The organism is [Actinomadura] parvosata subsp. kistnae, from assembly GCF_900323885.1.
In the GTDB taxonomy this organism is placed as follows: Bacteria; Actinomycetota; Actinomycetes; order Streptosporangiales; family Streptosporangiaceae; genus Nonomuraea; species Nonomuraea composti.
This window is the reverse complement of record NZ_OOHJ01000018.1, coordinates 2,593,756-2,618,939: the sequence shown is the minus strand read 5'-3', so window position 1 is coordinate 2,618,939 and position 25,184 is coordinate 2,593,756. Positions and strand designations below refer to the sequence as shown.

Below are 25,184 nucleotides of genomic sequence, written 5' to 3'. Positions count from 1 at the left end.
AGAGAAAAACTCGGCGGCATTTATCAACGGCCGGTCCAACAAGCGAATATCACGCCGACCCGAGCGCGAGCAGCCGCCGCACTTCGTCGTCGTCCACCAGCGGGAATCGCCCGACGGGCAGATCCGGCACGCCTGTTTCGACGGCCCGGCGAAAGTGCCCGGCGAAACGCCTGACCGTGTCCGGCTCGAAAAGGTCGGTGTCGTGCTTGACCACCGCGGTGAAGAGGTCGCCGGCCTTGCGGACGTCCACCATGAGGTCGAACTGGCCCTCCATCTGGGGCACGTCGTAGGCCGCCAGCCGCAGCCCCCGGTGCGTGGTCTCCGGCCCCTCCACCGAGCCGTCGGCGGCCAGCGGCAGCGGCGGGTCCATGGCCTCCATCGGCAGCAGGTTGATCGCCACGTGGAACAGCGGCGCCCGGCCGGGAGTCAGCTCGCCGATGAGCGCCGACGGCAGCGCGGCGTGCGCGACGCCGCCCACCATGGCCCGCTGCGCCGCCACGGCGGCCGCGCCGAACGTCGTGGCGGGCGTCAGGCTCGCCCGGATCGGCAGCGTGTTGGCGAAGTAGCCGGCCACGTTCCGCATCCCGCCGGTGAAGCGGGTGCTGGCCGGACAGCCGATGAGGAAGTCGCCACCCCCGGCGTAGCGGTACAGCACCGCCTGCAGGGCGGCCACCAGCGGGGCGAACGGCGAGACGCCCAGCTCGCGGGCGCTCCCCACCAGCCGGGCCCCGGTCTCCCTGGAGAAGGACACGGCGGTGGCCGCGCCCCGCAGCGACGGCGTCCCCGGGCGCGGCCGGTCGGCGGGCAGCCGCGCCGGCACCGCCCCCTCGCACACCTCGCGCCAGTACCGCTCCAGGCGCTGCCTCCTCGGCGAGGCCAGCAGCTCCGCCTCGCCCCGCACGTAGTCGTCGAACGTGCGCCCGAGCGGGGGCCAGCCCGGCGCGTCCCCCTCGTCGTAGGCCCACAACAGGTCACGCAGCACGAGCCACTGCGACATCGCGTCGCTGACGATGTGGTGGGACACCAGCATCAGCACCGCGTCGCGGGCGTCCCTGCGCACCAGCGTGACCCGGAACGCGCCCCCGGCCTCCAGGTCGAACGGCTCCCGGCCGGCCTCCCGTACCAGGTCACACAGCACGTCGTCGCCCACCGCGCCCACGTCACGCACCGACAGCGGCACCGGCAGGTCCGCCGCCAGCCGGTGCGGCACCCCGCCCACCTCCGTGAACACCGAGCGCAGCAGCTCGTGCCGGGCGACGACCGCGGCGGTCGCGCGCCGCAGCCGCCCCACGTCCAGCGGCCCGCGCACCCGGACCGCCACCATCATCGTGTACGCGGTGCTGCCCGGGGCCAGGCGCTGCAGGAACCACATCGCCTGCTGCCCGACCGACAGCGGCCTCGCCTCCCCCCGCGCGGGCGAACCGGCCATCAGGTCACCACACCCCGCAGGTAACCGGCCAGCGCGTTGACCGTCGGGTGATCCCAGGCGACGGTCGGCTCGACCAGCACCCCGAACTCGTCCTCGATGTCGCCGCTGAGGCTCATCGCGAACACCGAGTCGAGCCCGATCTCCACGAGCTTGACGTCGGGGTCGATCTCGGCCGGCTCGCATTCCACGTAGAAGGCGACGCGCTCGCGCAGCCACGTGCTGATCGTGTCAGACGGCATGGGTGACAGCTCCTCGTGAGTTCGATCGGTACGGCAGCGCCGACAGCGGCCGCCGGTCGTGGACCCGCTCGCGCAGCACGGGCAGCAGGCCGTCCACGGCCTCGTCATGGCGGCCGAGCACCCGGGCCAGGCAGGCGCGCGACCGGCGCAACCCCTGGTCGTCCTCGTCGCCGCCGTCGCCCGCCCGCAACCGCAGGCAGGCCGCGCCCGCGTAGAGCGCCGCGTAACGCCTGGCCAGCTCGAACAGCTCCGGCGGCACGTCCCGGCCGGCGGGGCGGGTGCGGGCCAGCTCCTCGTGCAACCCGTCGGCCCGCCGCCGCAGCTCGGCCACATGACCATCGGCCTGATCGGCCACCGGCGTGCGGGTGGGCAGGTCCTGCACGAGGCTGCAGCCGCCGCGGGAGAGCAGGCTCAGCCGGGCCGGGACGAGCGGAGGCAGCTCGCGGCCCAGGTCCGCCGCCGCGTCCAGCCCTTCCCGGTCCACGAGCCCGCGCCGGTAGCCGCGCGCCAGCCCCGCGAACTGGTTGACCAGCGCGTTGAGGTTGACCAGCGTGTTGCCGTCGAAGATGCCGACGATGCGGTGATCGCGCTGCACCTTCTGGAACGGCCCGTCCACCAGCAGCGCCCGCGCCCCCAGCACCTTCGCCAGCCGGTTGATGACCTGGTCGGCCAGGGTCGGCACGTAGTACTTGACGATCGCGGAGATCACGCTCTGCTCCGCGGTGAGCGAGTGGACGGCCCGCGTGGACAGCACCGTCACGGCCTCGGCCACCATCAGGTCGGCGTACGCCTCGGCCAGCACGCGGGCGGTCTGCGGCAGCTCGATCAGCGGGCGGCCGAACATCCGGTGCCGCTCGGCGAAGCCGGTCGCCAGGCGCAGCGCGTGCTCGGCCATGCCCAGGGACATGCCGCCGCAGAGCGTACGGGTGATCTGCAGGGCCTTGAGCAGGACCTCCAGCCCGCCGCCTGGCTCCCCCACCATCGCCCCGGCGGGCACCTCGGCGCCGGTGAAGGCGATGCCGCTGATGTCGGCCCCGCGCACGCCGTGCGTCGGCACCTTGGGCAGGCACCGGTACGTGCCCTCGGGCAGGGCGTGCTTGTCCACCAGGAACAGGCTGTGCCCGCGCGCCTCGCCCGGGGCGCCGGTGCGGGCCAGCACGCACACCAGGTCGCCCCGGGTGGCGTTGTTGATCAGCCACTTCTCGCCGTCGATCCGGTGGTGGAAGGCGTCGGGCGTGGCGGTGACGGAGCCGGCGAGCAGGTCGCTGCCGTGGTCGCGCTCGGTTAGAGCGAGTGAGACGACCTCGCCGCCCAGCACCCGCCGGGCCAGCGCCGCCGCCTGCTCCGGCGTGCCGGCCACCCAGACGGCGACCGAGCCGAGGTAGGTCTTGCAGTGGGCCAGGGCCACGGTGAAGTCGCGGCGGGACAGCACCCGGATGACCTGGAGCAGGTCCTCGTACGAGCGCAGGCCGCCGCCGTGCTCGGCGGGCACGTAGAAGCGCTGCAGGCCCAGCTCGTCGAGGCGGGCGCAGGCGTCGGCGGGGAACTCCTCGCGCCGGTCCAGCTCCAGGAGCCCGGCGACGGAGAACACGTTCCCCTCCGCGCCGGGATCCCCCAGCGCATCCTCCAGCCACTCGGCGGGCGGGCGCGGCGGCGTCATGAGCCACCCTCCCGAAGCTCCCCGGCGGCGCCCGGCGTTCGGTAGTGCGAGATGACGCCGGGGGAGAGGTCCTCGTGGGTCGCGCCGAGCAGCCCCGCGACGAACAGCTTCTTCATCGCGGGCCGCCGGATCTTGCCGCTCGTCGTTCGGCGGATGCCGCCCGGCCGCACGAAGCAGACGTTCGCCACGCTCACACCCAGCCGCCGGCCGAGGGCCGACCTGATCTCCCCGGCCAGGACGGACAGCGCCTGGCCGGGCACGGCCCGGCTCCTGACCTCCTGGACGACCACCAGCTCCTCACGGGGCGCCGCCACCGAGAACACGCAGGACGGCAGCCCCTCCGTGGCCGGGCTCAGCCCGGTCAGGGCCCTTTCGACGTCGTGCGGGTAGAGGTTGCGCCCGTGGACGATCATCATGTCCTTGATCCGGCCGGTAACGTACAGCTCGCCGTCCAGGCGGGCGCCGAGGTCGCCGGTGCGGAGGAACCCGGGCTCTCCTGCGGCGGTGGTCGCGCCGAAGCAGCGCCGGGTCTCCGCCTCCCGCCGCCAGTAGCCGCGCGCCACGCCGTCGCCGCGTACCCAGATCTCGCCGACCCGCCCCTCGGGCAGCTCGGCGCCGGTGGCGGGGTCCACGATGCGCACGTCCAGGGCGCGCGGCCGGCCGCAGCTCACCAGCGGGCGGCCCGCCGGGTCGGGCTCCAGCACGTCATGCTCCAGCGCCGCCGCGCCGACCTTGGTGACGACGGGCGCGTGGCCGGGCGCGGTGCCGGAGATGAACAGCGTGGCCTCGGCCATGCCGTACCCGGCGGTCAGCGACTCGGGCTTGAGCCCGGCCGCGGCGAACCGGTCGGCGAACCTGGCCAGCGTGCCCGCGTCCACCGGCTCGGCGCCGTTGCAGGCGTGCCGCCAGCCCGACAGGTCGAGCCCCCTGATCTGCTCGTCGGTGACGCGGCGGGCGCACAGGTCGTACGCGAAGTCGGGGGCCGCGCTCACCTCGGCGCCGTGCTCGGCGATCGCCTCCAGCCACGTCCACGGGCGGCGCAGGAACGTCGTCGGCGACATGAGCACCGCGGTCCCGCCGAGGTGGAGCGGCAGCAGGATCATCGCCACCAGGCCCATGTCGTGGTAGACGGGCAGCCAGCTGCAGAAGCGGGCGCCCTCGTCCAGGTCGAGCAGGCGGCGGCCGACGAGGATGTTGTCGACCAGGTTGCCGTGCCCAACCATCACGCCCTTCGCCTCGCTGGTGGAGCCGGAGGTGTACTGGAGGAAGGCCAGCGACTCCGGCGTGACCGGGGCCGGCTCGCCCGGCTCGGCGCGGCAGGCCACCGTCACCTCGACGCCGAGCCCGGCCTCGCGCACCCAGCCGGTGACCGCGTCGAGGTGGGCCTCGTCGGTCAGGATCAGCGACGGGGCCGCGTCCCCGCAGACGGCCGTGATGCGGTCGTGGTGCTGCCGGTAGGCGTCCGGCACAGGTGCGGGGACGGCGACCGCGCCCGCGTACAGACAGCCGAGGAACGCCGTGACGAACTCGGCCCCGGACGGGTACGACAGCAGCACCCGCTCCCCCGGACGCACCCGTTCCGCCAGCCACGCGCCCGCCGACCGGGCGGCGGACCACAGCTCCCGGTACGTGTGGCTCTCCTCCTCGCCGCGACCGTCGCGGAACACCAGCGCCACCCGTCCGGGCACCCGCGCCGCGTGATCACCCAGCCGGGCCATGAAACTCTCGAACTCGCTCAATCCCCGTTCACCTCTCCAGCACGGTCCGGCGGCGCCCTATATTCCGCCCATACCGGTCAGCCGCAGCCGCCGGCGTGCTCCTCGGCCGGGCGGCGGTCGCCGGCCGGGCGCGCCCCGGCGACCTCGGCGAACGCCGCGAGCCTGTCCAGCCCCCAGAACTTGTCGTAGCGGCGGGTGAAGAACGGCACCCCGAACACGCCGTCCTCGTAGGCCGACAGCAGGGCGCGGACGCCCCGCTCGCGCACGGCGGCGTCGTCGGCCGCCGCCACCGCCTCGTCGCCGGGCAGGCCGACGTCCTCGGCGAGGCGGGCGAGCACGGCCGGGTCGCAGATGTCCTGCCCCTGCTCCCACCGCAGCTCGCAGGCGCGCAGCACGAACTCCCTGCCGCACCCCCGCTCCGCGGCCACCAGGTAGGCCAGGTGCGGCACCTCCCAGCGCGGCTCGCGGTCCAGCGGCCAGCGCACGGCCAGGCCGCGGGCGCGGGCCAGCCGGCGCACGTCCTGGAGGAGGTACAGGTGCTTGGCCTTCGGCATGCTGGCGTAGCCGAACTCGCCGCCGGCCGCGTTCAGCTCCTTGAGCAGCGCCTCCTCCGGGTCCCAGTACGGGATCCACTCCAGCCGCTCGGCCAGCTCGGGATAGTCGCCCATCAGGTCGTGCAGGGTCAGCCACGAGTACGGGCTGCGCAGGCTGAAGTAGAACCTCACCGTGTCTCCCTTCGCGCTCACAGGGCGATGCCGCCGTCCACACGGATGACCTGGCCGGTGATGTACGCGGCCCGGCCGGAGGCGAGGAAGGACACCAGGTCGGCCACCTCGCCCGGCGTGCCGAAGCGGCCCAGGCTGATCCGCTCCCCCATCCGCTCGGCGACCTTGCCGCCCAGCCCGGCGGTCATGTCGGTCTCGATGAAGCCGGGGGCGACCACGTTGGCCGTGATGCCGTACCGGCCGACCTCCTTGGCCAGCGCCTTCGTGAAGCCGATGATCCCGGCCTTGGACGCCGCGTAGTTCGTCTGGCCCGCGTTCCCGGCGACGCCGGCCACGGACGACAGCGTGACGACGGTGCCGCGCTTGCGCTTCATCATCGGGTAGATGGCGGCCCGCACGACGTTGTGCGTGCCGTCGAGGTTGACCGAGATCACCCGGTCCCAGTCGGCGTCCGGCAGCAGCGCCAGCGGCCGGTCGCGGGTGATCCCGGCCGAGGTGACCAGGGCCCGCACGGGGCCGAACTCGTCCTCGACCTCGGCCGTGAACGCCCGCACCTGGGCGCGGTCGGCCACGTCCACCTGCCGGGACAGGACGCGCGCGCCCGCCTCCGACGCCTCCTTGGCCGCCGCGCGGGCCGCCTCGGCGTTGGACTGGTAGCAGAAGGCCACGTCGTGGCCGTCGAGGGCGAGCCGGGTCACCACGGCCCTGCCGATGCCCGCGAGCCGCCGGTGACCAGCGCGACCGGGCGCTCGCTCATGACGGGCTCCCCACCGGCTCGGGGCGGAGGACGTCGATCGGGCGCATCGTCTCCACCATGGCGCCGATCTCATGGACGACGTCCGTGCCGACGAGGGACTCCCCCTCCATGATCGAGCTGTCGCCGACCTGGCGGACCAGGCGTACGCGGTGCTCGATCACGTCGCCGGGCAGCACGGGGCGTGGGAAGCGCACGTTCTTCATCGCGCCGCCCAGCACCACCTTGTCCGACAGCACGTCGGGGTTCGGCTGCTCCCACAGCGCCAGCAGCGCGGCGGCCTGCGCCCACGACTCCAGCACCAGCGACGGCGGGTAGTGGTAGGCCCGCTCGCCCGCGTCGTCCCCGACGTGCTCGTAGCAGGGCTCGTTGCAGGTGACCGCCTTGATCGCGGTCAGACCGCGGCCCGGCGACACCGACACGACCCGGTCGACCAGCAGGATCGGGTAGCGGTGCGGGATGATCCGCTTGATCTGCTCCACCCCGCCCACGACACCCCGCTCGATCCGCCCGGCCCCGCTGGCGACGCCGCGTCCGCCCTGCTCGGCCCCGCTCATGGATTTCCGCCTTTCCCGATCTCCCGGTACCGCAGCCGCAGCCGGGCGGTCTCGCCCCGGTCGGTGGTGACCACCGCGGTGCAGTCGCCGCCCCGCAGCGTGGCTTCCACGGTGATCAGGTCACCGGGCAGGACCGGGCGGAGGAAGCGGGCGCTGACGATCTCGGCCAGCTCCAGGTCCGCGGCGGACGCGCGTACCGTCTGGTCGGCCAGCTCCACCACCCGCACACCGGGGAACACCGGGAAGCCCGGATAGTGCCCGGCCAGCACGGGCTCGTCCGGATCGAGCAGCACCGTCGCCGTCAGAGCGGTCACCGGCCGGCCTTCCGCAGCAGCTCCTCCAGCAGGGCGTGCGTGCTGTCCAGCGTGGTCACCCCGGACAGCTCGCTCTCACCGATCTTCACCTGGTACCGCTGCTCCAGGTTGACCGCGATCTCCAGCGCCATCAGCGAGTCGACCTCCAGGTCCTCGACGAACAACGCGCCGTCGGTCACCTCGGCCACGTCCACGTCGAGGGTCGCCGCGATCACCGTGCGCAGCTCCTCCTTGTCGACCTTGGCCATGATCTGTTCGGTCATGCGTCTTTCCTCTCTTCACGGTTGCGGGGAGCACAGGGACTCGGCGATGCCGAGCCGGTAGTCGCCGGAGGCGAAGCCGGGGTCGCGCAGGAGCGTGCGGTGGAAGGCCGCGTTCGTCACCACGCCGTCGCACCGGAACTCGCGCAGCGCCCGGTCCATCCGGCGCAGCGCCACCTCCCGGGTCGGGCCGGTGGCGATGATCTTGGCGAGCAGCGAGTCGTAGAACGGCGGCACCTCGTACCCGTCGTACAGGTGCGAGTCGACCCGGATGCCCGGCCCGGCGGGCAGGCGCAGGCCGCGCACACGGCCCGTGGAGCCCGCCCAGTCACGCCCGGCGTCCTCGGCGTTGATGCGCACCTCGACGGCGTGCCCCGACGGCTCGACGTCGCCCGGGCCGAACGGCAGCGCCTCGCCGCGAGCGATCCTGATCATCCATTCGACCAGGTCGAGCCCGGTGCGCTCCTCGGTGATCGGGTGCTCCACCTGGAGGCGGGTGTTCATCTCGATGAAGTACGGCTCGCCGTCGTCGGTCACGATGAACTCGAAGGTGCCCGCGCTGACGTACCCGATGGACTCCGCGCCCGCCACGGCCACCCGGCGCAGCCGGCGCCGCAGGTCGTCGCCGAGCGACGGGGCCGGCGACTCCTCCACCAGCTTCTGGTGCCTGCGCTGCACCGTGCAGTCGCGCTCGCCGAGGTCGATCACGTTGCCGAAGGAGTCGGCCAGGACCTGCACCTCGATGTGCCGGCCGCGCGGCACGTACCTCTCCAGGTAGACGCGGTCGTCCTGGAAGAGCGTGCGGGCGGTGGCCCTGGTGTCCTCGTACGCCGGCACCAGGTCCTCGGGGCGGTGCACGACCCGCATCCCGCGCCCGCCGCCGCCCGCCACGGCCTTGACGATCAGCGGGTAACCGATGTCGCCGGCCGCCTGGCGGGCCTCGTACGCGCCGTCCACGGGCCCGTCGGAGGCGGGCAGGACGGGCACGCCGCCCGCCCGCATCGCGGCCCTGGCGTCGACCTTGTTGCCCATGAGCGCGATGTGCTTGGGCGACGGGCCGACGAACGTGATGCCGACCTCGCCGCAGGCCGCCGCGAACAGCGGGTCCTCCGACAGGAAGCCGCAGCCGGGATGCACGGCGTCGGCGCCGGTCTTGGCGCACGCGTACAGCAGGGCCGGGATGTTGGTGTAGCTGCGCCGGGCCGGGGCGGGCCCGATGTGCACCGCCCGGTCGGCCAGCTCGACGGCCAGGCTGCCGCGGTCGGCCGTCGAGTGCGCGACGACGCTCTCGATGCCGAGGTCGCGGCAGGTGCGCACGATGCGTACGGCGATCTCGCCGCGGTTGCCGACCAGCATGCGCCGCACCGCGCTCACCCGCTTCCCGCGGGCGCGAGCTCGAGCAGCGGCTGCTCGAACTCCACCACCTCGCCGTCGGCCACGCAGATCCGCGCCACCACGCCGTCCCGGTCGGCGACCACCGGGTTCATGCTCTTCATGGCCTCGACGATCGCGACCTGCTGGCCCGCGTGGACGTGCTGGCCCACCTCGACGAACGGCGGCTGGTCGGGGGCCGGGCGCTGGTAGAACACGCCCATGAGAGGTGCGACGACCGCTCCCGTCCCCACCGCCTCCGCGCCGCCCGCCATTTCTGCGCTGGTCACCTGCGTGATCGCAGGGGTGCCGTCGTCGCGTTCCACGTCGATGCGCACGTCGTCCACAGCCAGCCGGAGCCGCCGCACGTCGGTGCCGCGTATCAGGTCCAGCAGCCGGGCCGCCGCCTCGACCGTGTCGTGCAGTTCAGCCATGGCGATCTTCCTTCTCCGTCGTCCACGTCCCGTACGACCGCAACCGCCGGTAGCGCCGCTCGACCAGCTCCTCCACCGGCACGGCGAGCAGCCCGCCCAGGTGCTCCACCAGCGCCCGCGCCAGCGCCCCCGGCCGTTCGGGCACCACCGCGTCGACCAGCCCCAGCTCGCGCAGGTCGGTCGCGCGCAGGCGCAGCGCCCTGGCCAGGTCCGGCGCCCGGGAGGCGTCGCCGAACAGGATCGAGGCGGCCCCCTCCGGGCTGATCACGGAGAAGACGCCGTGCTCCTCGATGAGCAGCCGGTCGGCCACGGCCAGCGCCAGCGCGCCGCCGCTGCCGCCCTCCCCGGTGATCACGCTGAGCACGGGGGTACGCAGCCCGGCGGCCAGCGCCAGCGACTCGGCGATCGCGCCGCTCTGGTTGCCCTCCTCGGCGGCGATCCCCGGGTACGCGCCCGGCGTGTCCACCAGCGTCACCACCGGCAGGCGGTGCCGCTCGGCGAGCCCGTACAGGCGCATGGCCTTGCGGTAGCCGGCGGGGTGGGGCATGCCGAAGTTGCGGGCGACGTTCTCGGCGGTGCCGGCGCCCTTGCGGTGGGCGACCACCATCACCGCGACGCCGCCCAGCCGGGCCGGGCCGCCGATCACCGCCGGGTCGTCGCCGCTCTGCCGGTCGCCGTGCAGCTCGGTGAAGCCGGTGAACAGCTCCTCGATGCGCCTGGTGGCGTTGGGCCGCTCGGGCGCGCGGGCCAGCCGCACGCTCTCCCACGCGTCCGGCACCGCCTCCTCCTCGGACGAACGGCCGGAGCCGGCGGAGGACGAGCGTCCGGGATCGGCGGCGGCGCGGCCGGGGCCAGGAGAGGGGCGGGGCGGGAGCGTCGGGCGGTCGGCGGTCAGCGTGAGCAGCGAGACCAGGCGCGACAGCGTCCCGCGCAGCTCCTGGCGGCGGACCACGATGTCCACATGCCCGTGCTCGTGCAGGAACCGGGCGGTCTGGAAGCCCGGCGGCAGCTCCTGCCTGATCGTCTGCTCGATCACCCGGGGCCCGGCGAACCCCGCCCGCGCCCCCTCCTCCGCCACGATCACGTCCCCCAGCGACGCGAACGACGCGGCCACCCCGCCGTACACCGGATCGGCCAGCACACTCAGGTACGGCACCCCGGCGTCCCGCAGGCGGCGCACGGCGGCGGCGGTCTTGGCCATCTGCAGCAGCGACAGCACGCCTTCCTGCATGCGGGCCCCACCGGAGGCGGAGACGGCGACCAGCGGCGCCCTCGTGCGCAGGGCCAGCTCGGCGGCCAGGGCGACCTTCTCGCCCACGACCGAGCCCATGCTGCCGCCGAGAAAGGCGAAGTCCAGCACGGCCAGCACCACGGGACGGCCGCCGAGCGTGGCGGTGCCGGTCACTACGGCGTCCTGCAGCCCGGTGCTCCGCCTGGCCCTGGCCAGCCGGTCGGGGTAGGGCAGCCGGTCGGTGAAGGACAGCGGGTCCAGCGGGGCGAGGTCGCCGTGGCGCTCGGTGAAGCTGCCGGGGTCGGCGAGCATCGCGATGCGCTCGGCCGCCCGCAGCGGGAAGTGGTGGCCGCAGTCCGGGCACGTGTGGGCGTGCCTGGCCAGGCCGTCGCGGTGCACGAGCCCGGAGCAGCCGGGGCAGCGGCGCCACGTGTCGGCCGGCAGCGCGTTGATGCGGTCGAGGATCGAGGTCATGCCGCGCGTTCCGCTCTGGCGCCGGCTTCCAGCCGCAGCACGGTGCAGCCGGTCACCCCGTCCCGGTCCATGGTCGTGACCAGCGCGATGTCACCAGGCCGGCCTTCCGGAGCTCCCGCGCCCCGGCCTTCCAGTCCGTTCGCGGCCAGGACGGCGGCGAGCTGGAAGGCGGCGGAGGCCGCCGCCATGTCGCCGAGCACGTCCCGGCAGCGCAGCCGGGCCGCGCCCGTGCCGACCGACTCGGAGATGCCCAGTTCCTCCTGCTCCCCCAGCTCGCCCCTGGTGCCGGACGCGGCCACCAGCCGCACGTCCCCGGGATCGAGCCAGAGCCGCTCCAGCAACCCGGTGACGCAGCCCTCCAGGCACGGCCCGGCCTCCTCCAGCTCGGTGAAGGCGGCGAAGCGGGAGCCGAGCACGGTGGCCAGCGGGGTGCGCCCCGCGCGGGCGGCACTCCGTCCCGTCTCCATCAGGAAGATCGCGCAGCCCTCGCCCAGCGGCTCGTCGCGGTGCCCCGCCTGCCAGGCCAGCCGGCCGCGGTGCTCGGAGAACTCCTCGACCGCGCCGCACAGGATCGTCTCGCAACGCCCCCGCCGCAGCAGGCGGGTGGCGTAGTTGAGGGCGAGCAGGCCGGTGGCGGCGCCGCCCGCGACGGTGGCGTTCGGGCCCTTGAGTCCGTGCCAGATGGCGCTCTGCCCGGCGGCCCGGTTCATGACGGTGTTGGGGAAGCGGGCCGGGTCCACGTGGTACGGCTTGTCGCCGGTCATCGACTCCCTGGTGAAGTCGATGATGCTCTGCACGCTGCCGGACCCGGTGCCGAGCACGAGCCCGACGCTCTCCGGGCGGTCGGTCAGGCCCGCGCCGTACTGCTCCAGCAGCATCCCGACCCCGGCGACCGCGATGCCGGTCGCGCGGTCCATGGCGCGGGTGCCCTTGGGGCCGAGCACGGCGGGGATGTCGAAGCCGGGAATGACGCACGCCTCGTCGAACGGCCCGCTGACGGGGGTGGACACCGGACGCCGCCCCGCGCCGATCCCGGCGGCGAACGGGTCCACCCCCAGCCCGAAGGGCGAGGCGACGGACCATCCCGACATGACCAGCTCATCCATGATCTCTCCTCAGGTGTCGTCGCGTGCCCACGAGGCGCCCGCGGCCAGCAGCTCGCCGCCGTCCACCCCGATCGTGTTGCCGGTGATCCACGAGGAGCTGGTGCGCGAGAGCAGCACCACGGCCTCGGCGACGTCCTCGGGGGTGGTCAGCCGGTGGTGGGGGTTGTTGCGCGCGCTCTGCGTGGCGAACTCGCCGTGCTCCGGGATGCGCCGCAGCGCCGGGGTGAGCGTGACACCGGCCCGCAGCGCGTTCACCGCCACGCCGTGGGGGGCCAGCTCGCAGGCGAGCTGGCGCACGTGCGACTCCAGCGCGCACTTGGCCGCCGACACCGCGCCGTAGCTGGGCAGGTGCTGGACGGCGCCGGCGCTCGTCATCGCGAACACCTTGGCGCCCGGCGGCAGCAGCCCGGCGGCGGCCAGGTCCTGCGCCCAGTAGACGAGGCTGTGCGCCATCACGTCCATCGTCATTTCGAGCTGCCGCTGGCTGAGCCGGGCATCGCTCCCGTCGCCGGGCAGGTAACGCACGAGGGTGCCGAACGCCAGCGAGTGCAGCAGGATCTTCAGGCCCGCGCCGTCGGTCAGCTCGGCGATCGTGTCCACCATCTCCTGCCGTACGGGCTTGCGCGCGGCGTTGACGTTGTGGAAGCTGGCCCGCACCCCGTACGCCTCCACCTCCTCCTCCAGCCGGGCCACCGAGTCCCGCATGGCGGCGGTGTCGAAGTGCACGCCGACGACGTTCATGCCCTGCTCGGCCATGGCCAGCGCGCAGGCCCGGCCGATCCCGCTGGAGGCGCCCAGGACCAGGCCCCAGGTCTTGTCGAGTGGCATCAACATGGCTGACTCCCGGTTGGCTGAGGCGGGCGGTAGGAGCTTCCGGCCCCTGACGGCGAGCGGCCCCCAGGTGCGCGGCTTTCGTTGTGCGCGGGTGCGGGGCTTTCGTTGTGCGCGGGCGCGCGGCTTTCGCGGTGCGCGGGTGCGGGGCGGGCGCCGGCGAGGGCGAAGTTGCCCTCGGCCGTCGCCGTGATCACGAGGCGGGGCCGTTCCGCCGGGACGAACGAGCGGGCCAGCAGCAACGACGGCGCCAGGCACCCGCCCCCGGCCACGACGGCGGGCCGGACCGTCAGGCCCACGGCGCCGGCGGCGGCCTCCAGGGCGCGGCTCACCGGCGAGCCGTCCAGCACCTGGTACACCTCGGCGTCGGCGGCCCCGAGCTCGGCCGCCGCCCGCTCGACCTGCTCGGCCAGCCGGCGCCGCCCCTCGGAGGTGGCCGCCAGGCCCGGGGGCGCGAACCCCGCGCGGGCGAAGCACGTGCCGAGCACGACCGCGCCACGCTCCTCGGCACGGGCCCGCGGCTCCAGCACGATCGCCACCGCGCCCTGCTCCATGGGGAGGCCGGGGGCGTGGTGCGGCAGGCCGTGCTCCATCGCGGCGGCCACCAGCACGTCGGCCCGGCCGAGCGCCAGCGCCCGCGCCCCCGTCTCCACGGCCTCGAACCCGGCCACCCGCGGCGAGGTCAGCGTCAGGCTGAACGCCTTGAGCAGGTGCTCGCTGGCCAGGCGCCCGCTGAGCACGTTGACGGCGAAGTAGGGGGCGCCGGCCGGGCTGAGGTCGTCGGAGTGGCCCCCGGTGACCTTGGCGTCGACGTCGTCGAAGTAGGCGCGCAGGGCCCCGTTCGTCCCGACGGCCGCCGCCCGCCGGTGCGGCGCCGCGTGCTCCAGGCCGCCCGCCGCCGCGACGGCCCGGCGCGCGGCGGCGAGAAGGTACTGGGAGGCGGGCGGAAGGTACTTGTACCCCCGCGGCCCCAGCTCCGCGGCCACGTCGAACCACGACTCCCGCCCGCCCGGCGCGCTCCCGGACGTGCGGCTGGGCACGCCGGCGGAGAGCCCGTCAAGCGGGCAGCCGGACGTGCCGCTGGGCACGCCGGCGGAGGGCCCGTCGAGCGCGCCGCCGGACCGGCCGCTGGGCGCGCCGGTGGACGAGATGTCGCGCGGGCCACCGGACCGGCCGGTGGGCGCGGCGGTGCCGGGGGCGACGATGCCCACGCCGGTCACGACGACGTCCCCGGTCATGCGGCCTGCTCCAGGACGAAGGAGGCGTTGTTGCCGCCGAAGGCGTAGGCGTTGACCATCACGCGGGGCGTCCTGAGCCGTACCGGGCCGGACACCGGCAGGTAGACCTCACACTCGGGGTCCTGCTCGCCGATGGCGACGTTCTGCGGCACGGTGCCGGAGCGCAGGATCAGCGCCGCCGCCACCGCGCCGAGCGCCGCCGCCGCGCCGCCGGTGTGCCCGACCAGCGCTTTGGCGCTGTAGAGCGGCACCTCGCCGGTGCGTGCCCCGAGCACCTGGCGCAGGGCCCGGCTCTCGACCAGGTCGTTCAGGCGGGTCCCGGTGCCGTGCGGGATGACGCAGCCGGGCTCGCCGGAGCCGCCCAGTGCCTCGCGCATGGCGCGCACGATCTGCTCCCCGGTGGGCTCGGGGGCGGTGAGGTGGTGGGCGTCGCAGCTCCAGCCCGCGCCGGCGATCCGGCCGTACCCGATGGCGCCGCGCTCGCGGGCGTGCTCGCCCGACTCCAGCACGAGGATCCCGGCGCCCTCGGCGAGGATGGTGCCGCGCCGCTCCCGGTCGAACGGCCGGCACCGTACGGGGTCGATGGCGCCCAGCCGGTCGAAGGAGGCCCACCCGACCCTGGAGTACGCGTCCACGCCGCCGCTGATGACCATGTCGGCCTCGCCGCTCCTGATGAGGTCGGCGGCCAGGCACAGCGCGAACCCGCCGGCGGCGCAGGCGTTGCTGATGCTCGTGTTGACGCCGAAGGCGCCCAGCCATTCGCCCACCGCCGAGGCGAGCCGGAACGTGGGCCGCCACCCGGCGCCGTCGTCCTCCGCGCACCTGCCACTCTCGTGCAGCATGGCCTCGCCCATGCACGAGCCGATCACCACGCCGACCCGTCCCGGCCAGGGGCGCCGCTCCAGGCCGGCGTCCCTGAGCGCCTCGCTCACGGCGGTGGTGACCAGCCGGGCGGCCCGTCCCCGGCCGGGCGCGACGCCGGGGACGCGCAGGATCAGCGGGTGGCGCAGGTTCGCGCCGGGGTCGGGGATGCGCTCGGGCACCGGGGCGACGGCGCCGGTCATGGCCTGCTGGAGCGCCGCGGCGCCGTACCCCTGGCAGGTGACCGCGCCGACGCCGGTGACCAGGACGTCGGTCATCGCGCCGCACCGGGAAGCGCCGCACCGGAGAGCGCCGCACCGGAGAGCGCGGCACCGGAGAGCGCGCCCGCGAGGCGGTCGTCGAATGACACCAGCCCCCACTCGGAGCGGCCGGCCAGCTCGGCGTAGCCGTGGGTGATGCGCCCGGTCGCGGTGGGGACGAGCCGCCCGTCGCGCAGCACGTAGCAGTCCATGCGGGAGGTGTAGGTGAGCCGCTTGTAGACCTCCTCGACCGTCAGGACGGTGTAGAGGTCCTCCTCCATCAGGGCCTCGTCGAGCAGCGTGACGCGGGAGTGCGGGACGGCGGGGATCCACCGCTGCTCGTCCAGCAGCCGCTTCACGGACACGCCCCGGTCGGCCAGGAACAGGTCCACGACCTCCTCCATGATCCGCAGGTAGCCCGACATCTGCAGCCGCTCGGTGAAGTGGCAGTAGAAGTACGGGATGCGCCACTTCCAGCCGAAGGCGTTGCGTCCCTCGGTCAGGAACGCGATCGGGTCCGCGCTCTCGGGCACCTCCACCGCCTTGTCGCCGTCGCCGAGCCGGTCCACGGCGTAGGGGCGCAGCCGTGGCGGGATGTCGGCGCTCTCGCCGCCGCGCGGGTCGTGCCGCAGCGCCACCGTGACCTTGGCGGAGACGGCCTTCGCCGACTCGGCGTCCGGGCGGATCGCGACGGCGAAACGCAGCGCGCCCGGCTCGGCCGCGCTCACCTCGGCCGTCGCCAGGTCGTCCACGCGCAGCGCGCGCAGGATGCGGGTGTCGATGTCCACCAGGTCCACGCAGAGTCCGTGGTCGTGGTAGAGGTCGGTGACCGGCATCCCCGTGCGGCGCAGGTGCTCCAGCACCGCCTCCTCGACGAGGTAGTTCAGGTGTTTGAAGCCGATCCAGGTGCCGATGTTCGCACCCTCGTACCGGGGCCGGATCTCCAGGCGGGTGACGGTCACGTGATCTCCAGGGGTAGTGTCGCGGCGAACTCACCGACCAGCTCGGCGAATCGGTGCGCCTGCTCGATCATCGGCAGGTGGCCTGCGGGCAGGGCCTCGAAGCGGGCCCGCGGCAGCGCCATGGCCAGCGTCCGGCCGTCGCGCGGCGGGGCGGCGAGGTCGTCGGTGCCGCTGACGACCAGGCAGGGCGCGGTGACGGCGGCGGTGTCGAGCAGCGGCGAGCGCAGGTAGGAGTCGAAGAAGCGCATCCAGCCGTACGGGCCGAGCCGCTCGCGCAGCCGCAACGCCATGTCGCGGCGCAGCCCGGCGGCCAGGCGGTCGCCGGAGCTGACGCGCAGGCCGTCGTCGAGGATGCCGTGGAAGCCGTCGAGGTAGCTCTCGATGGTCGCCCAGTCGAACTCGGCGGGGGCGGAGCGGTAGAACGGCGAGACCAGCACGGCCGCGATCGAGGGTCCGCCGGTGGCGGCGGCCTCCAGCAGCACGTTGGCGGCGAAGGAGTGGGCGACGACCAGCTCGACGTCCCCGGCTGCGGCCACGGCGGCCCTGATCCACGGGGTGGCGTCGGCCTGCCTGCTCCACTCGCCGGTGCCGGTGGCCGACCAGGGCAGGTCCGCCTCCAGGAGCTCCAGGTGCGGGGCCGCCAGGTCGGCGAACCGGTGCCAGGTGGACGGGCCCCCGCCCAGACCGTGGAGCAGCAGCACCCGCACGGGCCGCTCTCCGGCGCCGGCCCGCCGGCACCGCACCGGCACCCACGCGTGGGCGGCGTTCGCAAGTGGCGCGTGGGCGGTGTTCGTGAGCGGCGCGTGCGCGGCGTTCATCGGGCGGCTCCAGCCGTGGCCGGGCGGGCGGGGGTCGCCGGGGACGTACCGGCGGAGGTCAGGAGGGCGGCGGCAGCGGCGTCCGGTCCGGTCGTACTGGCCAGGACGTCCCCGCGACCGCCCGCGCCCAGCCACGCGGCCCCCGCCACGCACTGGGCCACGCCGAGCGCGCCGGAGCAGGGCCCGAGCAGCGCGGTCAGGTCGTGCACGCGCGCGCCGTCCACCTGGCTCACCTCGCGCCGTTCGGGCGCGCACCACAACCCCACGGCCGGGGACGGGCCCAGGACGGCGGCGACGGCCTGCCCGTGGGTGCCGCGGCGGGCGTACCCGTCCAGCCTGGCCAGGGGCCGGGCCCCACGGGCGGCGGCGGATCCGGCGGACTCCAGCACCAGCGCCACCGCCCCGTCGAACACCGGTCCGGCCAGCCGCTCCACCATCTCGTTGGCCGGCTCGACGCCCACCACGAGCATGCGTTCCACCCGGCCGGCGTCGATCATCGTCCGGGCCCAGTGGAGGGCGTCGAGCCCGGAGGTGCCGCCGTTGCACAGGGTGAGGTTGACGCCGCGCAGCCCGTACGAGATGGCCAGCCAGGAGGCGGTCACGTTGCTGGCGGTGGCGGGCAGCATCATGGGGCTGGTCGCGCCGTAGCCGCTCTCGGCGATGACGGACACGGTCGCGCAGACCGTGTCCACGTTCCCGTAATTGGTGCTGGCCACGACGCCGACGCTCTCTCCTGGCACGGCCAGCCCCGGGTCGAGCAGCAGCCCGGCCTCGGCGAGCGCGTCGCCGCCCGCGCACAGCGCCAGCTTGGTCGCCCGGTCCTTGTAGCGCAGGCCGCGCCCCTTCAGCCGGGTGACCGGGTCGTCGCCGCCCGGAGGCAGGAGGTCGAGCAGCAGGTCCGCGGGCCGGTGGACGCCGCGGACGGCGGCGCCGGTCCCTGTGATCACCGTCATGGGGCCGCCCTCTCGACCACGGCCACGGCGTTGAGCCCGCCGAAGCCGAACGCGTTCACCTGCGCCACCCGCAGGTCGGCGGGCACGGCCCGGTCGCGGACGAGGCGCAGGCCGGCCATCTCGTCCATGACGTCGGTGACGCCCAGCACGGGCGGCACCACGCCCGCCCGCAGCGACTCCAGCGCCACGAGCAGGCTGTGCAGGCCGGAGGCCCCCGCCGTGTGACCGGTCATCGACTTGATCGCCGTCATCCACGGGGACGGCCGCACCTCGTCGAAGACCTCGCCGACGCTGCGGGCCTCGGCTTCGTCGTTCAGCGGCGTCCCGGTGCCGTGCAGCATGAGCAGGTCGATGTCGGCCGGGCCGACGCCGGCCCGCTCGTGCGCCTGCCTGATCGCGATCGAGATGCTCTTGGCGTCGGGCGCGGAAGGATGGTGGGCGTCGCAGTTCACCGCGACCGAGCGGATCCGGCCGTGCACGCGCGCCCCGCCCTCTCCGCCCTCTCCGCCGCGACGCAGCACTACGGCCGCCGCGCCCTCGCCCTGGAGCATGCCCCTGCGGTTCCTGTCGAAGGGCCGCAACGCGTCGGGCGCCTCGGGGTAGCAGCGGTCGAGCAGCCCGTACGTGCTCTCGGAGATGTTGTCCACCCCGGCCACGATCACCGCGTCGGCGGCGTGCGCGGCGAGCAGGTCGGTGCCGAGCGCGAGCGCGTACAGGGAGGCCGAGCAGGCGTTGGCCACGGTGTAGGTCTGGGCGGCGTCGAAGCGGCGGCGCAGCGCGGTGCCGAAGTGCAGCTCGCCGGTGTCAAACGGGACGCCGTCGCGCCAGCTCAGCTCGACGGAGCGCAGCTCCCGCAGCGTGGTGCCGACCAGCACCGGCACGTCGCTCAGGTCCTCGCCGAGCCCGGCGTCGCGGGCGGCCATCGCGACGACGTCCTCCAGCCAGCGGGTCGAGCGCAGCGGCACGTCACGGCCGGGCTCGGGCCGGTCGTCGATCTCGAACGCGAGCCTGGCCCGGTACTTGGTCAGGTCGAAGCCGCGCGGCTCGGCGGCCTCTCCCCGCCCCGCGCACAGCGCCTCGAAGATCTCCCGTACGCTCGCGCCCGCACTGGCGACGGCGCCGGCCCCGCACACGTCGATCATCACGACTCCCGGCACTTGCCGAGGACGATGACCGCGTTGTTGCCGCCGAAGGCGAGCGCGTTGTTCTGCACCACGTTCAGCTCCGCCGGGCGGGCCTGGTTGGGCACGACGTCGAGCGCGCAGTCCGGGTCGGTGTCGACGTGGTTGATCGTCGGCGGGATGAAGCCCTCGGCGATGCCCAGCGCGCAGGCGGCGCAGGCCAGGGCGCTGGCGGCGCCCATGGAGTGCCCGAGCATGGACTTGATGGAGACGGTGGCTGGCGGCCGGCCGCCGAACACCTGGTGGATGGCGCGGGCCTCGGTGATGTCGTTCGCCTTGGTGCCGGTGCCGTGCGCGGAGATGAAGTCGATCTCCTCCGGCTTGACCCCGGCGTCCTTGTGCGCCAGGCGCATGCACGCGGCGATGCTGTCGCGGTCGGGGGCGACCGGGTGGTGGGCGTCGCAGTTCAGCGCGAACCCGAGGATCTCGGCGTAGACGCGCGCCCCTCGGGCGAGCGCCGCCTCCAGGCTCTCCAGGAGCAGGATGCCGGCGCCCTCTCCGGTGAGGATGCCCCGGCGGGAGCGGTCGAACGGCTGGCACATCTCCGGGGCGATCGTGCCGAGCCGGTAGAAGCCGGCGAACGTCTTGCGGTCGAGGGCGTCCGCGCCCCCGCAGAGGGCGACGTCGACGTCACCGCTCTGCACGGCGTCGAAGCCGTAGCCGATCGCGTAGTTGCCGGCCGCGCACGCGGTGGGCAGGGTGACGGCCTCGACGTCGGTCAGGCCCAGCTCGCGGGCGATGCTCGACGACAGCCGCCCGGCGCCGACCCGGGCGCTCAGCGCCGGGTCGAGGCTGCCGTCGATGCCCTGGCGGGTGAGCGTGTCGAAGTCGCGGCCCTCGCCGTTCGTGGTGCCGACCGACACCAGCGCGCGCCGGGCGCGCAGCTCCTCCGGCGGCAGGCCGGCGTCGCGCACCGCCATGCCCGCCGCCGCCACCGAGAGCTGGCTGGCCCGGCCGAGCCCCGCCGGGTCGAGACGGCCGATCAGCGCGGCCGGATCGAAATCGGTGATCTCGCACGCGTTGGCGTATTCGAATCCGGTCGTGTCGAAAGCGGTGATGGATTTGACGCCGCTACGCCCTTCCCGCAGCCCCGACCGGAAATCGTCGACGCCTATTCCGATACTCGAAATGGCGCCGATCCCGGTGATGACCACCCGCCGCCTGGAGCCGTTCCGGCCCGTTCCCTGACCGCTCATCAAAGTCCTCCCGTCCCCGGTCGCCGTCCGCGGCTTTACCGTGCGAACGACTCCTCGACGACGGTGTGGACGCCCGCGAGGTTGGTCATCCTGGGCAGTTCCTCCTGATCGATGGTGATCTTGAAGGTGCGCTCCAGGGCGGCGAGGATCTCGATGGCCCGCAGGGAGTCCGCGCCGTGGTCCTCGTTGAACAGGCTGGTCTCGGAGACCTCCTCGGGGTCGAGCTCGAGGATCTCGCAGATGATGTCCTTGATCTGGGTGCGCTGGGCCGGGTCGAGACCGGCCGACACGTTCAGATCGGTCATTCTTCCTCCATTAATGGCGCGGATCGGGTGGCGCGACTGCACCGAAGCGATTAGACGGAGGAAATAATTCTGCGGACCGCTATACTTTTCCTATACAAGGCGGAAAAGGGCGTTTTCCGGGATTCTTGACGGCCGCCAGGTCGAACTCAAGGGGTGGGTACGCCGCGAGCACCACGCGGGCGACCGGCGGGGCCGGCCCACCTCGCCGGACGTGGCGACGCTGATGAGGTCTGAATCCGGCCAGCGGCGGCGGGGGAGCGCCCCTAAGATCGGCACCATGTCAAAGGCCGAAATCCTCGCATCCCTCCACAAAAAGGGTGACCCGCTGCTCCTGCCCAACGCCTGGGACGTCGCCTCCGCCATCGTCGTCGCCGACGCCGGAGCCAAGGCCGTCGCCACCACCAGCGCGGGCGTCGCCTGGTCGCTCGGCGTCCCCGACGGGGCCGACCTCGGCACGGAACGCGTCGCCGCGGTCGTCGAGCGGATCGCGGCGGCCGTGGACGTACCGGTCACCGCCGACATCGAGTCCGGCTACGGCGACATCGACGCCACCGTCACCGCCGTCCTCCAGGCCGGCGCCGTCGGCGTGAACATCGAGGACGCGGCCGGCGGCGCCCTGCTCGACCCGTCCGAGCAGGCCGAACGCCTGGCCGCCGCGCGCGCCGCCGCCGACCGCCTCGGCATCCCCGCGTGGATCAACGCCCGCACCGACGTCTTCCTCCTCGGCACCGACAACGGCGTCCAGGAGGCGCTGAAGCGCTCCGAGGCGTACGCCGCGGCCGGGGCCAGCAGCCTGTTCGTCCCCGGCCTGATCGACCTGGCGGCGATCGCCGAGCTCGCGGCCGGGCCGCTGCCCATCGCCGTCATGGCGTGGGCGGGCGCGCCGTCCGTTGCCGAGTTCGCCGCCGCCGGCGCGGTCCGCGTCAGCCTCGGCTCCGCCATCGCCCAGGCCGCCTACGCCGTCGCGGCCCGCTCCACGGCCGAGCTGCTGTCCTCCGGGACGTACGACACGACCGCCGACGCCCTGCCGTACGGCGACCTGCAGCGGCTCACGCAGCCGGGGGCGTGACCGGGGCCTCCTCCCATGGCCGGGCCCGGAGAAAATGTGTGGTCCGGGCCGCCGGCCGCTTGGTACGGTCCCGGCCATGGTGATCGGGGAGGCTCGGGAACGCACGGCGACCGTCGCGGACGAGCGGGCGCGACGTACCGCGTCCTTCGCCGACGAGCGGGCGCGACGTACCGCGTCCTTCGCCGACGAGCCGGTCGCGGCCGGGCGACGCGACGGGTGAGGAGCCGCGTCCGTGTCCACCGCGTCCATGTCCACCGCGTCCGTGTCCACAGGCTCCGCGGCCCGCATGAGCGGGCGTGCCTGGGTCCTGCTGCTCGTCCTGTGCGGCTCGATCTTCCTTGAGGGCAGCGACGTCGCCATGCTCGCCGTCGCCATCCCCACCATCCGCGCCGACCTCGGCCTGACCACCGGCACGGCGGCGTGGGTGATGAGCGGTTACGTGCTCGGCTACGCCGGCTTCACGCTGCTCGGCGGCCGCACCGCCGACCTGCTGGGCCGGCGCCGGACGTTCCTCGTCTCGCTGGGCGTCTTCCTGGTCTTCTCCATGCTGGGCGGCTTCGCGACCGGCGGCTGGATGCTGGTCGTGGCCCGGTTCGTCACCGGCGTGGCGGCGGCCTTCATGACGCCCGCCGCCCTGTCGATCATCACGACGTCGTACCCGGAGGGGCCGCAGCGCGACAAGGCGCTGCTGGTCTTCGCCGGCGTCGGCGCCGGCGGCTTCTCGCTGGGCCTCATCATCGGCGGGCTGCTGACGGAGCTGGGCTGGCGCTGGGTGTTCTTCGCCCCCGTCCTGGTGACCTGCGCCCTCCTCCTGGCCGCGATCAAACTGGTCCCCGCGGAGACCCGCCCCGCCCCTGCCCGGCACGGCTACGACCTGGCGGGCGCGGCCAGCGCCGCCGCCGCGATGCTGCTGCTCGCCTACGGCATCATCCGCCTCGAACACGGCGGCGACGATCTCGGCCAGACGCTCGGCGCGCTCGCCGCCGGGCTGGTGCTGCTGGCGGCGTTCATCGTCATCGAACGGCGCGCCAGGTCACCGCTCGTCCCGCCGCGGATCTTCCGCAAGGCCGCGATGGTACGCGCCGACGTCGCCGCGATGTTGTTCCTGGGCGCGTTCTTCGGCTTCCAGTTCATCGTCACGCTCTACCTCCAGGAGCTGCGCGGCTGGTCCTCGCTGCAGACCGCGATCGCGCTGATCGCCATGGGCTGCGACGCGGTGCTCGCCCCCGTGCTCACTCCCCGCCTGGTGCGGCGGTACGGCAACGCCCGGGTCATCTTCGGCGGCTTCCTGCTGGCCGTCGTGGCGTACGGGCTCTTCCTGCCCGTCGGCGCTACCTGGCCATACCTGGCGATGTTCCCCACCCTGATCACCTCCGGCGTCGCCTTCGCCCTCGCCTACGGCCCGCTCACCATCGCGGCCACGGGCAGCGTGCCCGAGGGGGAGCAGGGCCTGGCGAGCGGGCTGCTCTACACGTTCACCCAGTTCGGCGGCGCGGTCGGCATCTCCGCGGCGACCGCGGTGTACGGCCTGGCCGCGGCCGGGGCGGACGGCTCACCGGCCGCGACGCTGGCCGCGTACCGCACCGCGCTCGTCGTCCCCGTGGCCATGGTCGTCGTGGGAGCCGTGATCTCCGCCTTCGGCCTGCGCACCGCCGCCCCCGCCGACCGGCGCGAGCACGCGGAGCCGGCCACCCGCACCGCCGGCTGACCTCCCCGCCGCCTCGGCGGGCGGGCCGGAGGTATGTCTTGTGGCAGATGTGGCGGGAGACCGGCGTGCCTAGCGTGTGAGGTCGTCCGTGGCGCTCTTGTTGGAGGATGCGATGACCCGCCCACGATCAGTCCTGCTTGCCCTGCCCCTGGTGGCGATGCTGGGAGCGCACGTTCCCGCGGCCTCCGCCGCGGCGCCGTCCCTGACCTGGTCGGCGTGCGGGGAGAAGATCTCGGCCGAGTTGCAGTGCGCCAAGCTGACCGTCCCCGTCGACTGGTCGAAGCCCGGCGGCAAGACGATCACCCTCACCGTGGGCCGGGCGCCGGCGACGGGTGCGGCAGTGGGCACCGTGCTGTTCAACCCGGGAGGCCCCGGTGGCGCAGGAGTGCAGGAGTTGTCGCGGGCGCTGCCGCGCTTCGCCGGCCTGCGTACCCGCATGAACGTCGTCACCTGGAACCCGCGCGGCGGGGTGAGCGGCGAGCACGTTCCGCTGGAGAGCTGCGCGGCCGGTCCCGCGTTCGCCACCCCCGACAGCAGGCGCGAGTACGACCAGGTGCTGAAGGCGAACGCCGCCGGCATCGCTGCCTGCCGGGACGCCGTGCCCGACCTGTTCGCCCACCTCGACTCCGCCTCCCAGGCCCGCGACATGGACGCCGTTCGCGCCGCCCTGGGCGAGGAGAAGATCTCCTTCCTCGGCAACTCCTACGGCGGCGTGCTCGGGGCCTCCTACGCGCGGCTGTTCCCGCACCGGCTGCGCGCGATGGCGCTGGACAGCGTGCCCGACCACGTGGACCCCTTCGCGAAGTCGGAGCGGCTGCAGTACGAGGGGCTGGAGGCGGGGTTCCGGCGGTTCGTCCGCTGGTGCGCCGGCTCCTCCGATTGCGCGCTGCGCGACGCCGAGGTGGAGAAGACCTGGCAGGCCGTCGTGCGGCGGGCCGAGCGCCGCCCCCTGGCCGCCGGCACGCGCCGCTACGACGGGGACGACCTCAAGTCCCTCGCCTACGCCATGGTCGGCGACAAGGCGCGCTGGCCCAAGCTGGGGGAGGCCATCGCGAGCGCCGCGAAGGGCGACGCGTCCGGGTTCGACCCGCAGGGCCGCGGCATGCCGCCGCGCGTGACCGCCATGCTCGCGGTGAACTGCGCCGACGGGTTCCGCTACGACGGCTACCGCGCCTACCGCGCGGCGGTGCGGCGCTCGGCCGCGATCTCGCCGAACTTCTCCGGCGTACGCGAGAACGCCTGGCTCGCCTGCTCGCCGTGGGCGCCCAAGGCCCCCAACCCGCCCGCGCCGCTGCCGGTCGGCAAGCTGCCGCCGCTGCTCGGCGTCGGCCCGGTCTACGAGTACCCCTCCGTCCGCGCCATCACCGACCAGGTCCCCGGCTCGGTCACGATCAAGTACGACGACGTCGGCCACGGCCGCTACCTCAACGCCGGAGACCCCTGCGTGATCGCCCACGTGGACCGGTACCTGATCGACGGCAGGCTGCCCGCGCCCGGCACCACGTGCCCCTCCTGGCCCGCGTGATACTG

Annotated in this window: 26 protein-coding genes; 4 read left to right on the top strand and 22 right to left on the bottom strand. The window is 74.2% G+C overall.

Annotated features, from left to right (window positions below; translation table 11 throughout):
* Nucleotides 1-49: 49 nt before the first annotated feature.
* Genes KIS93_RS32155 through KIS93_RS32050 form a run of 22 tightly spaced genes read right to left on the bottom strand, consistent with a single transcriptional unit; the run spans nt 50 to nt 20,877 of the window.
* Complete coding sequence (locus KIS93_RS32155) at nt 50-1,429, bottom strand: condensation domain-containing protein (RefSeq protein ID WP_080044123.1); 1,380 nt, start codon at nt 1,427-1,429, stop codon at nt 50-52.
* Entirely contained in the window at nt 1,429-1,668 is a 240-nt protein-coding gene (locus tag KIS93_RS32150) for an acyl carrier protein (RefSeq protein WP_080044124.1), read from the bottom strand. The genes KIS93_RS32155 and KIS93_RS32150 overlap by 1 nt, the downstream gene beginning before the upstream one ends.
* Nucleotides 1,658-3,328 (bottom strand): acyl-CoA dehydrogenase family protein, encoded by a 1,671-nt coding sequence (locus KIS93_RS32145; RefSeq protein ID WP_080044125.1) that lies wholly within the window; start codon nt 3,326-3,328, stop codon nt 1,658-1,660. Before KIS93_RS32145 ends, KIS93_RS32150 begins: the two co-directional genes overlap by 11 nt.
* The gene (locus KIS93_RS32140; protein WP_080044126.1) at nt 3,325-5,067 is read right to left on the bottom strand and encodes a fatty acyl-AMP ligase; all 1,743 of its coding nucleotides are present in this window, start codon (nt 5,065-5,067) and stop codon (nt 3,325-3,327) included. The genes KIS93_RS32145 and KIS93_RS32140 overlap by 4 nt, the downstream gene beginning before the upstream one ends.
* Nucleotides 5,068-5,123: 56 nt before the next feature.
* A complete protein-coding gene (locus KIS93_RS32135; RefSeq protein ID WP_222107674.1) occupies nt 5,124-5,771 on the bottom strand; it encodes a 2-hydroxychromene-2-carboxylate isomerase in 648 nt (215 codons plus the stop codon).
* A 17-nt stretch (nt 5,772-5,788) separates the two neighbouring features.
* Entirely contained in the window at nt 5,789-6,472 is a 684-nt protein-coding gene (fabG, locus tag KIS93_RS32130; protein ID WP_246005387.1) for a 3-oxoacyl-ACP reductase FabG, read from the bottom strand.
* Between the two features lie 52 nt (nt 6,473-6,524).
* The gene (locus KIS93_RS32125) at nt 6,525-7,082 is read right to left on the bottom strand and encodes a 3-hydroxyacyl-ACP dehydratase FabZ family protein (RefSeq protein WP_222107673.1); all 558 of its coding nucleotides are present in this window, start codon (nt 7,080-7,082) and stop codon (nt 6,525-6,527) included.
* Complete coding sequence (locus KIS93_RS32120; protein WP_080044129.1) at nt 7,079-7,396, bottom strand: 3-hydroxyacyl-ACP dehydratase FabZ family protein; 318 nt, start codon at nt 7,394-7,396, stop codon at nt 7,079-7,081. The genes KIS93_RS32125 and KIS93_RS32120 overlap by 4 nt, the downstream gene beginning before the upstream one ends.
* Nucleotides 7,393-7,659 carry an acyl carrier protein gene (locus tag KIS93_RS32115; protein ID WP_080044130.1) on the bottom strand — a complete coding sequence of 89 codons (267 nt, stop codon included), beginning with the start codon at nt 7,657-7,659 and terminating at the stop codon, nt 7,393-7,395. The genes KIS93_RS32120 and KIS93_RS32115 overlap by 4 nt, the downstream gene beginning before the upstream one ends.
* Before the next feature lie 15 nt (nt 7,660-7,674).
* Complete coding sequence (locus tag KIS93_RS32110) at nt 7,675-9,012, bottom strand: acetyl-CoA carboxylase biotin carboxylase subunit (RefSeq protein WP_080047381.1); 1,338 nt, start codon at nt 9,010-9,012, stop codon at nt 7,675-7,677.
* Nucleotides 9,013-9,026: 14 nt separating this feature from the next.
* Complete coding sequence (locus KIS93_RS32105; RefSeq protein ID WP_080044131.1) at nt 9,027-9,461, bottom strand: acetyl-CoA carboxylase biotin carboxyl carrier protein; 435 nt, start codon at nt 9,459-9,461, stop codon at nt 9,027-9,029.
* Nucleotides 9,454-11,166: an acetyl-CoA carboxylase, carboxyltransferase subunit beta gene (gene accD / locus KIS93_RS32100; protein ID WP_080044132.1), complete on the bottom strand. Its 1,713-nt coding sequence runs from the start codon at nt 11,164-11,166 to the stop codon at nt 9,454-9,456. Before accD ends, KIS93_RS32105 begins: the two co-directional genes overlap by 8 nt.
* A complete protein-coding gene (locus tag KIS93_RS32095; protein WP_080044133.1) occupies nt 11,163-12,272 on the bottom strand; it encodes a beta-ketoacyl synthase N-terminal-like domain-containing protein in 1,110 nt (369 codons plus the stop codon). Before KIS93_RS32095 ends, accD begins: the two co-directional genes overlap by 4 nt.
* Before the next feature lie 9 nt (nt 12,273-12,281).
* Nucleotides 12,282-13,106 (bottom strand): enoyl-ACP reductase FabI, encoded by an 825-nt coding sequence (locus KIS93_RS32090; protein WP_080044134.1) that lies wholly within the window; start codon nt 13,104-13,106, stop codon nt 12,282-12,284.
* Nucleotides 13,100-14,341, bottom strand: coding sequence for a beta-ketoacyl synthase N-terminal-like domain-containing protein (locus tag KIS93_RS32085; RefSeq protein ID WP_080044135.1), 1,242 nt, complete (start codon nt 14,339-14,341; stop codon nt 13,100-13,102). Before KIS93_RS32085 ends, KIS93_RS32090 begins: the two co-directional genes overlap by 7 nt.
* Entirely contained in the window at nt 14,338-15,480 is a 1,143-nt protein-coding gene (locus KIS93_RS32080; protein WP_080044136.1) for a beta-ketoacyl-[acyl-carrier-protein] synthase family protein, read from the bottom strand. Before KIS93_RS32080 ends, KIS93_RS32085 begins: the two co-directional genes overlap by 4 nt.
* Nucleotides 15,477-16,424 carry a thioesterase family protein gene (locus KIS93_RS32075; protein WP_080044137.1) on the bottom strand — a complete coding sequence of 316 codons (948 nt, stop codon included), beginning with the start codon at nt 16,422-16,424 and terminating at the stop codon, nt 15,477-15,479. Before KIS93_RS32075 ends, KIS93_RS32080 begins: the two co-directional genes overlap by 4 nt.
* Nucleotides 16,421-17,242 carry an alpha/beta fold hydrolase gene (locus tag KIS93_RS32070; RefSeq protein ID WP_080044138.1) on the bottom strand — a complete coding sequence of 274 codons (822 nt, stop codon included), beginning with the start codon at nt 17,240-17,242 and terminating at the stop codon, nt 16,421-16,423. The genes KIS93_RS32075 and KIS93_RS32070 overlap by 4 nt, the downstream gene beginning before the upstream one ends.
* Nucleotides 17,239-18,195, bottom strand: coding sequence for a beta-ketoacyl synthase N-terminal-like domain-containing protein (locus KIS93_RS32065; protein WP_080044139.1), 957 nt, complete (start codon nt 18,193-18,195; stop codon nt 17,239-17,241). The genes KIS93_RS32070 and KIS93_RS32065 overlap by 4 nt, the downstream gene beginning before the upstream one ends.
* Nucleotides 18,192-19,337 (bottom strand): beta-ketoacyl synthase N-terminal-like domain-containing protein, encoded by a 1,146-nt coding sequence (locus KIS93_RS32060; RefSeq protein ID WP_080044140.1) that lies wholly within the window; start codon nt 19,335-19,337, stop codon nt 18,192-18,194. The genes KIS93_RS32065 and KIS93_RS32060 overlap by 4 nt, the downstream gene beginning before the upstream one ends.
* Entirely contained in the window at nt 19,337-20,572 is a 1,236-nt protein-coding gene (locus KIS93_RS32055) for a beta-ketoacyl-[acyl-carrier-protein] synthase family protein (protein WP_080044141.1), read from the bottom strand. The genes KIS93_RS32060 and KIS93_RS32055 overlap by 1 nt, the downstream gene beginning before the upstream one ends.
* A 35-nt stretch (nt 20,573-20,607) precedes the next feature.
* Nucleotides 20,608-20,877 carry an acyl carrier protein gene (locus tag KIS93_RS32050; RefSeq protein ID WP_080044142.1) on the bottom strand — a complete coding sequence of 90 codons (270 nt, stop codon included), beginning with the start codon at nt 20,875-20,877 and terminating at the stop codon, nt 20,608-20,610.
* 277 nt (nt 20,878-21,154) lie between these two features.
* Between KIS93_RS32050 and KIS93_RS32045 the strand changes: the two genes are divergently transcribed.
* The 4 genes from KIS93_RS32045 to KIS93_RS32030 all read left to right on the top strand — a co-directional run bounded on the left by KIS93_RS32045 (nt 21,155) and on the right by KIS93_RS32030 (nt 25,179).
* Nucleotides 21,155-21,946, top strand: coding sequence for an isocitrate lyase/PEP mutase family protein (locus KIS93_RS32045; RefSeq protein WP_080044143.1), 792 nt, complete (start codon nt 21,155-21,157; stop codon nt 21,944-21,946).
* A gap of 76 nt (nt 21,947-22,022) precedes the next feature.
* Nucleotides 22,023-22,166 carry a hypothetical protein gene (locus KIS93_RS32040; RefSeq protein WP_155128839.1) on the top strand — a complete coding sequence of 48 codons (144 nt, stop codon included), beginning with the start codon at nt 22,023-22,025 and terminating at the stop codon, nt 22,164-22,166.
* Between the two features lie 12 nt (nt 22,167-22,178).
* Nucleotides 22,179-23,654 (top strand): MFS transporter, encoded by a 1,476-nt coding sequence (locus tag KIS93_RS32035; RefSeq protein WP_230465699.1) that lies wholly within the window; start codon nt 22,179-22,181, stop codon nt 23,652-23,654.
* A gap of 112 nt (nt 23,655-23,766) precedes the next feature.
* A complete protein-coding gene (locus tag KIS93_RS32030; RefSeq protein WP_080044144.1) occupies nt 23,767-25,179 on the top strand; it encodes an alpha/beta fold hydrolase in 1,413 nt (470 codons plus the stop codon).
* Nucleotides 25,180-25,184 lie beyond the last annotated feature (5 nt).

What these genes read in the sequence shown, in the direction of transcription:
- KIS93_RS32155 (WP_080044123.1), bottom strand. Translation starts at nt 1,429, where the DNA reads ATGGCCGGTTCGCCCGCGCGGGGGGAGGCGAGGCCGCTGTCGGTCGGG.
- KIS93_RS32150 (WP_080044124.1), bottom strand. Translation starts at nt 1,668, where the DNA reads ATGCCGTCTGACACGATCAGCACGTGGCTGCGCGAGCGCGTCGCCTTC.
- KIS93_RS32145 (WP_080044125.1), bottom strand. Translation starts at nt 3,328, where the DNA reads ATGACGCCGCCGCGCCCGCCCGCCGAGTGGCTGGAGGATGCGCTGGGG.
- KIS93_RS32125 (WP_222107673.1), bottom strand. Translation starts at nt 7,082, where the DNA reads ATGAGCGGGGCCGAGCAGGGCGGACGCGGCGTCGCCAGCGGGGCCGGG.
- KIS93_RS32115 (WP_080044130.1), bottom strand. Translation starts at nt 7,659, where the DNA reads ATGACCGAACAGATCATGGCCAAGGTCGACAAGGAGGAGCTGCGCACG.
- KIS93_RS32110 (WP_080047381.1), bottom strand. Translation starts at nt 9,012, where the DNA reads ATGCTGGTCGGCAACCGCGGCGAGATCGCCGTACGCATCGTGCGCACC.
- KIS93_RS32105 (WP_080044131.1), bottom strand. Translation starts at nt 9,461, where the DNA reads ATGGCTGAACTGCACGACACGGTCGAGGCGGCGGCCCGGCTGCTGGAC.
- accD (WP_080044132.1), bottom strand. Translation starts at nt 11,166, where the DNA reads ATGACCTCGATCCTCGACCGCATCAACGCGCTGCCGGCCGACACGTGG.
- KIS93_RS32095 (WP_080044133.1), bottom strand. Translation starts at nt 12,272, where the DNA reads ATGGATGAGCTGGTCATGTCGGGATGGTCCGTCGCCTCGCCCTTCGGG.
- KIS93_RS32090 (WP_080044134.1), bottom strand. Translation starts at nt 13,106, where the DNA reads ATGTTGATGCCACTCGACAAGACCTGGGGCCTGGTCCTGGGCGCCTCC.
- KIS93_RS32085 (WP_080044135.1), bottom strand. Translation starts at nt 14,341, where the DNA reads ATGACCGGGGACGTCGTCGTGACCGGCGTGGGCATCGTCGCCCCCGGC.
- KIS93_RS32080 (WP_080044136.1), bottom strand. Translation starts at nt 15,480, where the DNA reads ATGACCGACGTCCTGGTCACCGGCGTCGGCGCGGTCACCTGCCAGGGG.
- KIS93_RS32070 (WP_080044138.1), bottom strand. Translation starts at nt 17,242, where the DNA reads ATGAACGCCGCGCACGCGCCGCTCACGAACACCGCCCACGCGCCACTT.
- KIS93_RS32065 (WP_080044139.1), bottom strand. Translation starts at nt 18,195, where the DNA reads ATGACGGTGATCACAGGGACCGGCGCCGCCGTCCGCGGCGTCCACCGG.
- KIS93_RS32060 (WP_080044140.1), bottom strand. Translation starts at nt 19,337, where the DNA reads ATGATCGACGTGTGCGGGGCCGGCGCCGTCGCCAGTGCGGGCGCGAGC.
- KIS93_RS32055 (WP_080044141.1), bottom strand. Translation starts at nt 20,572, where the DNA reads ATGAGCGGTCAGGGAACGGGCCGGAACGGCTCCAGGCGGCGGGTGGTC.
- KIS93_RS32050 (WP_080044142.1), bottom strand. Translation starts at nt 20,877, where the DNA reads ATGACCGATCTGAACGTGTCGGCCGGTCTCGACCCGGCCCAGCGCACC.
- KIS93_RS32045 (WP_080044143.1), top strand. Translation starts at nt 21,155, where the DNA reads ATGTCAAAGGCCGAAATCCTCGCATCCCTCCACAAAAAGGGTGACCCG.
- KIS93_RS32040 (WP_155128839.1), top strand. Translation starts at nt 22,023, where the DNA reads ATGGTGATCGGGGAGGCTCGGGAACGCACGGCGACCGTCGCGGACGAG.
- KIS93_RS32030 (WP_080044144.1), top strand. Translation starts at nt 23,767, where the DNA reads ATGACCCGCCCACGATCAGTCCTGCTTGCCCTGCCCCTGGTGGCGATG.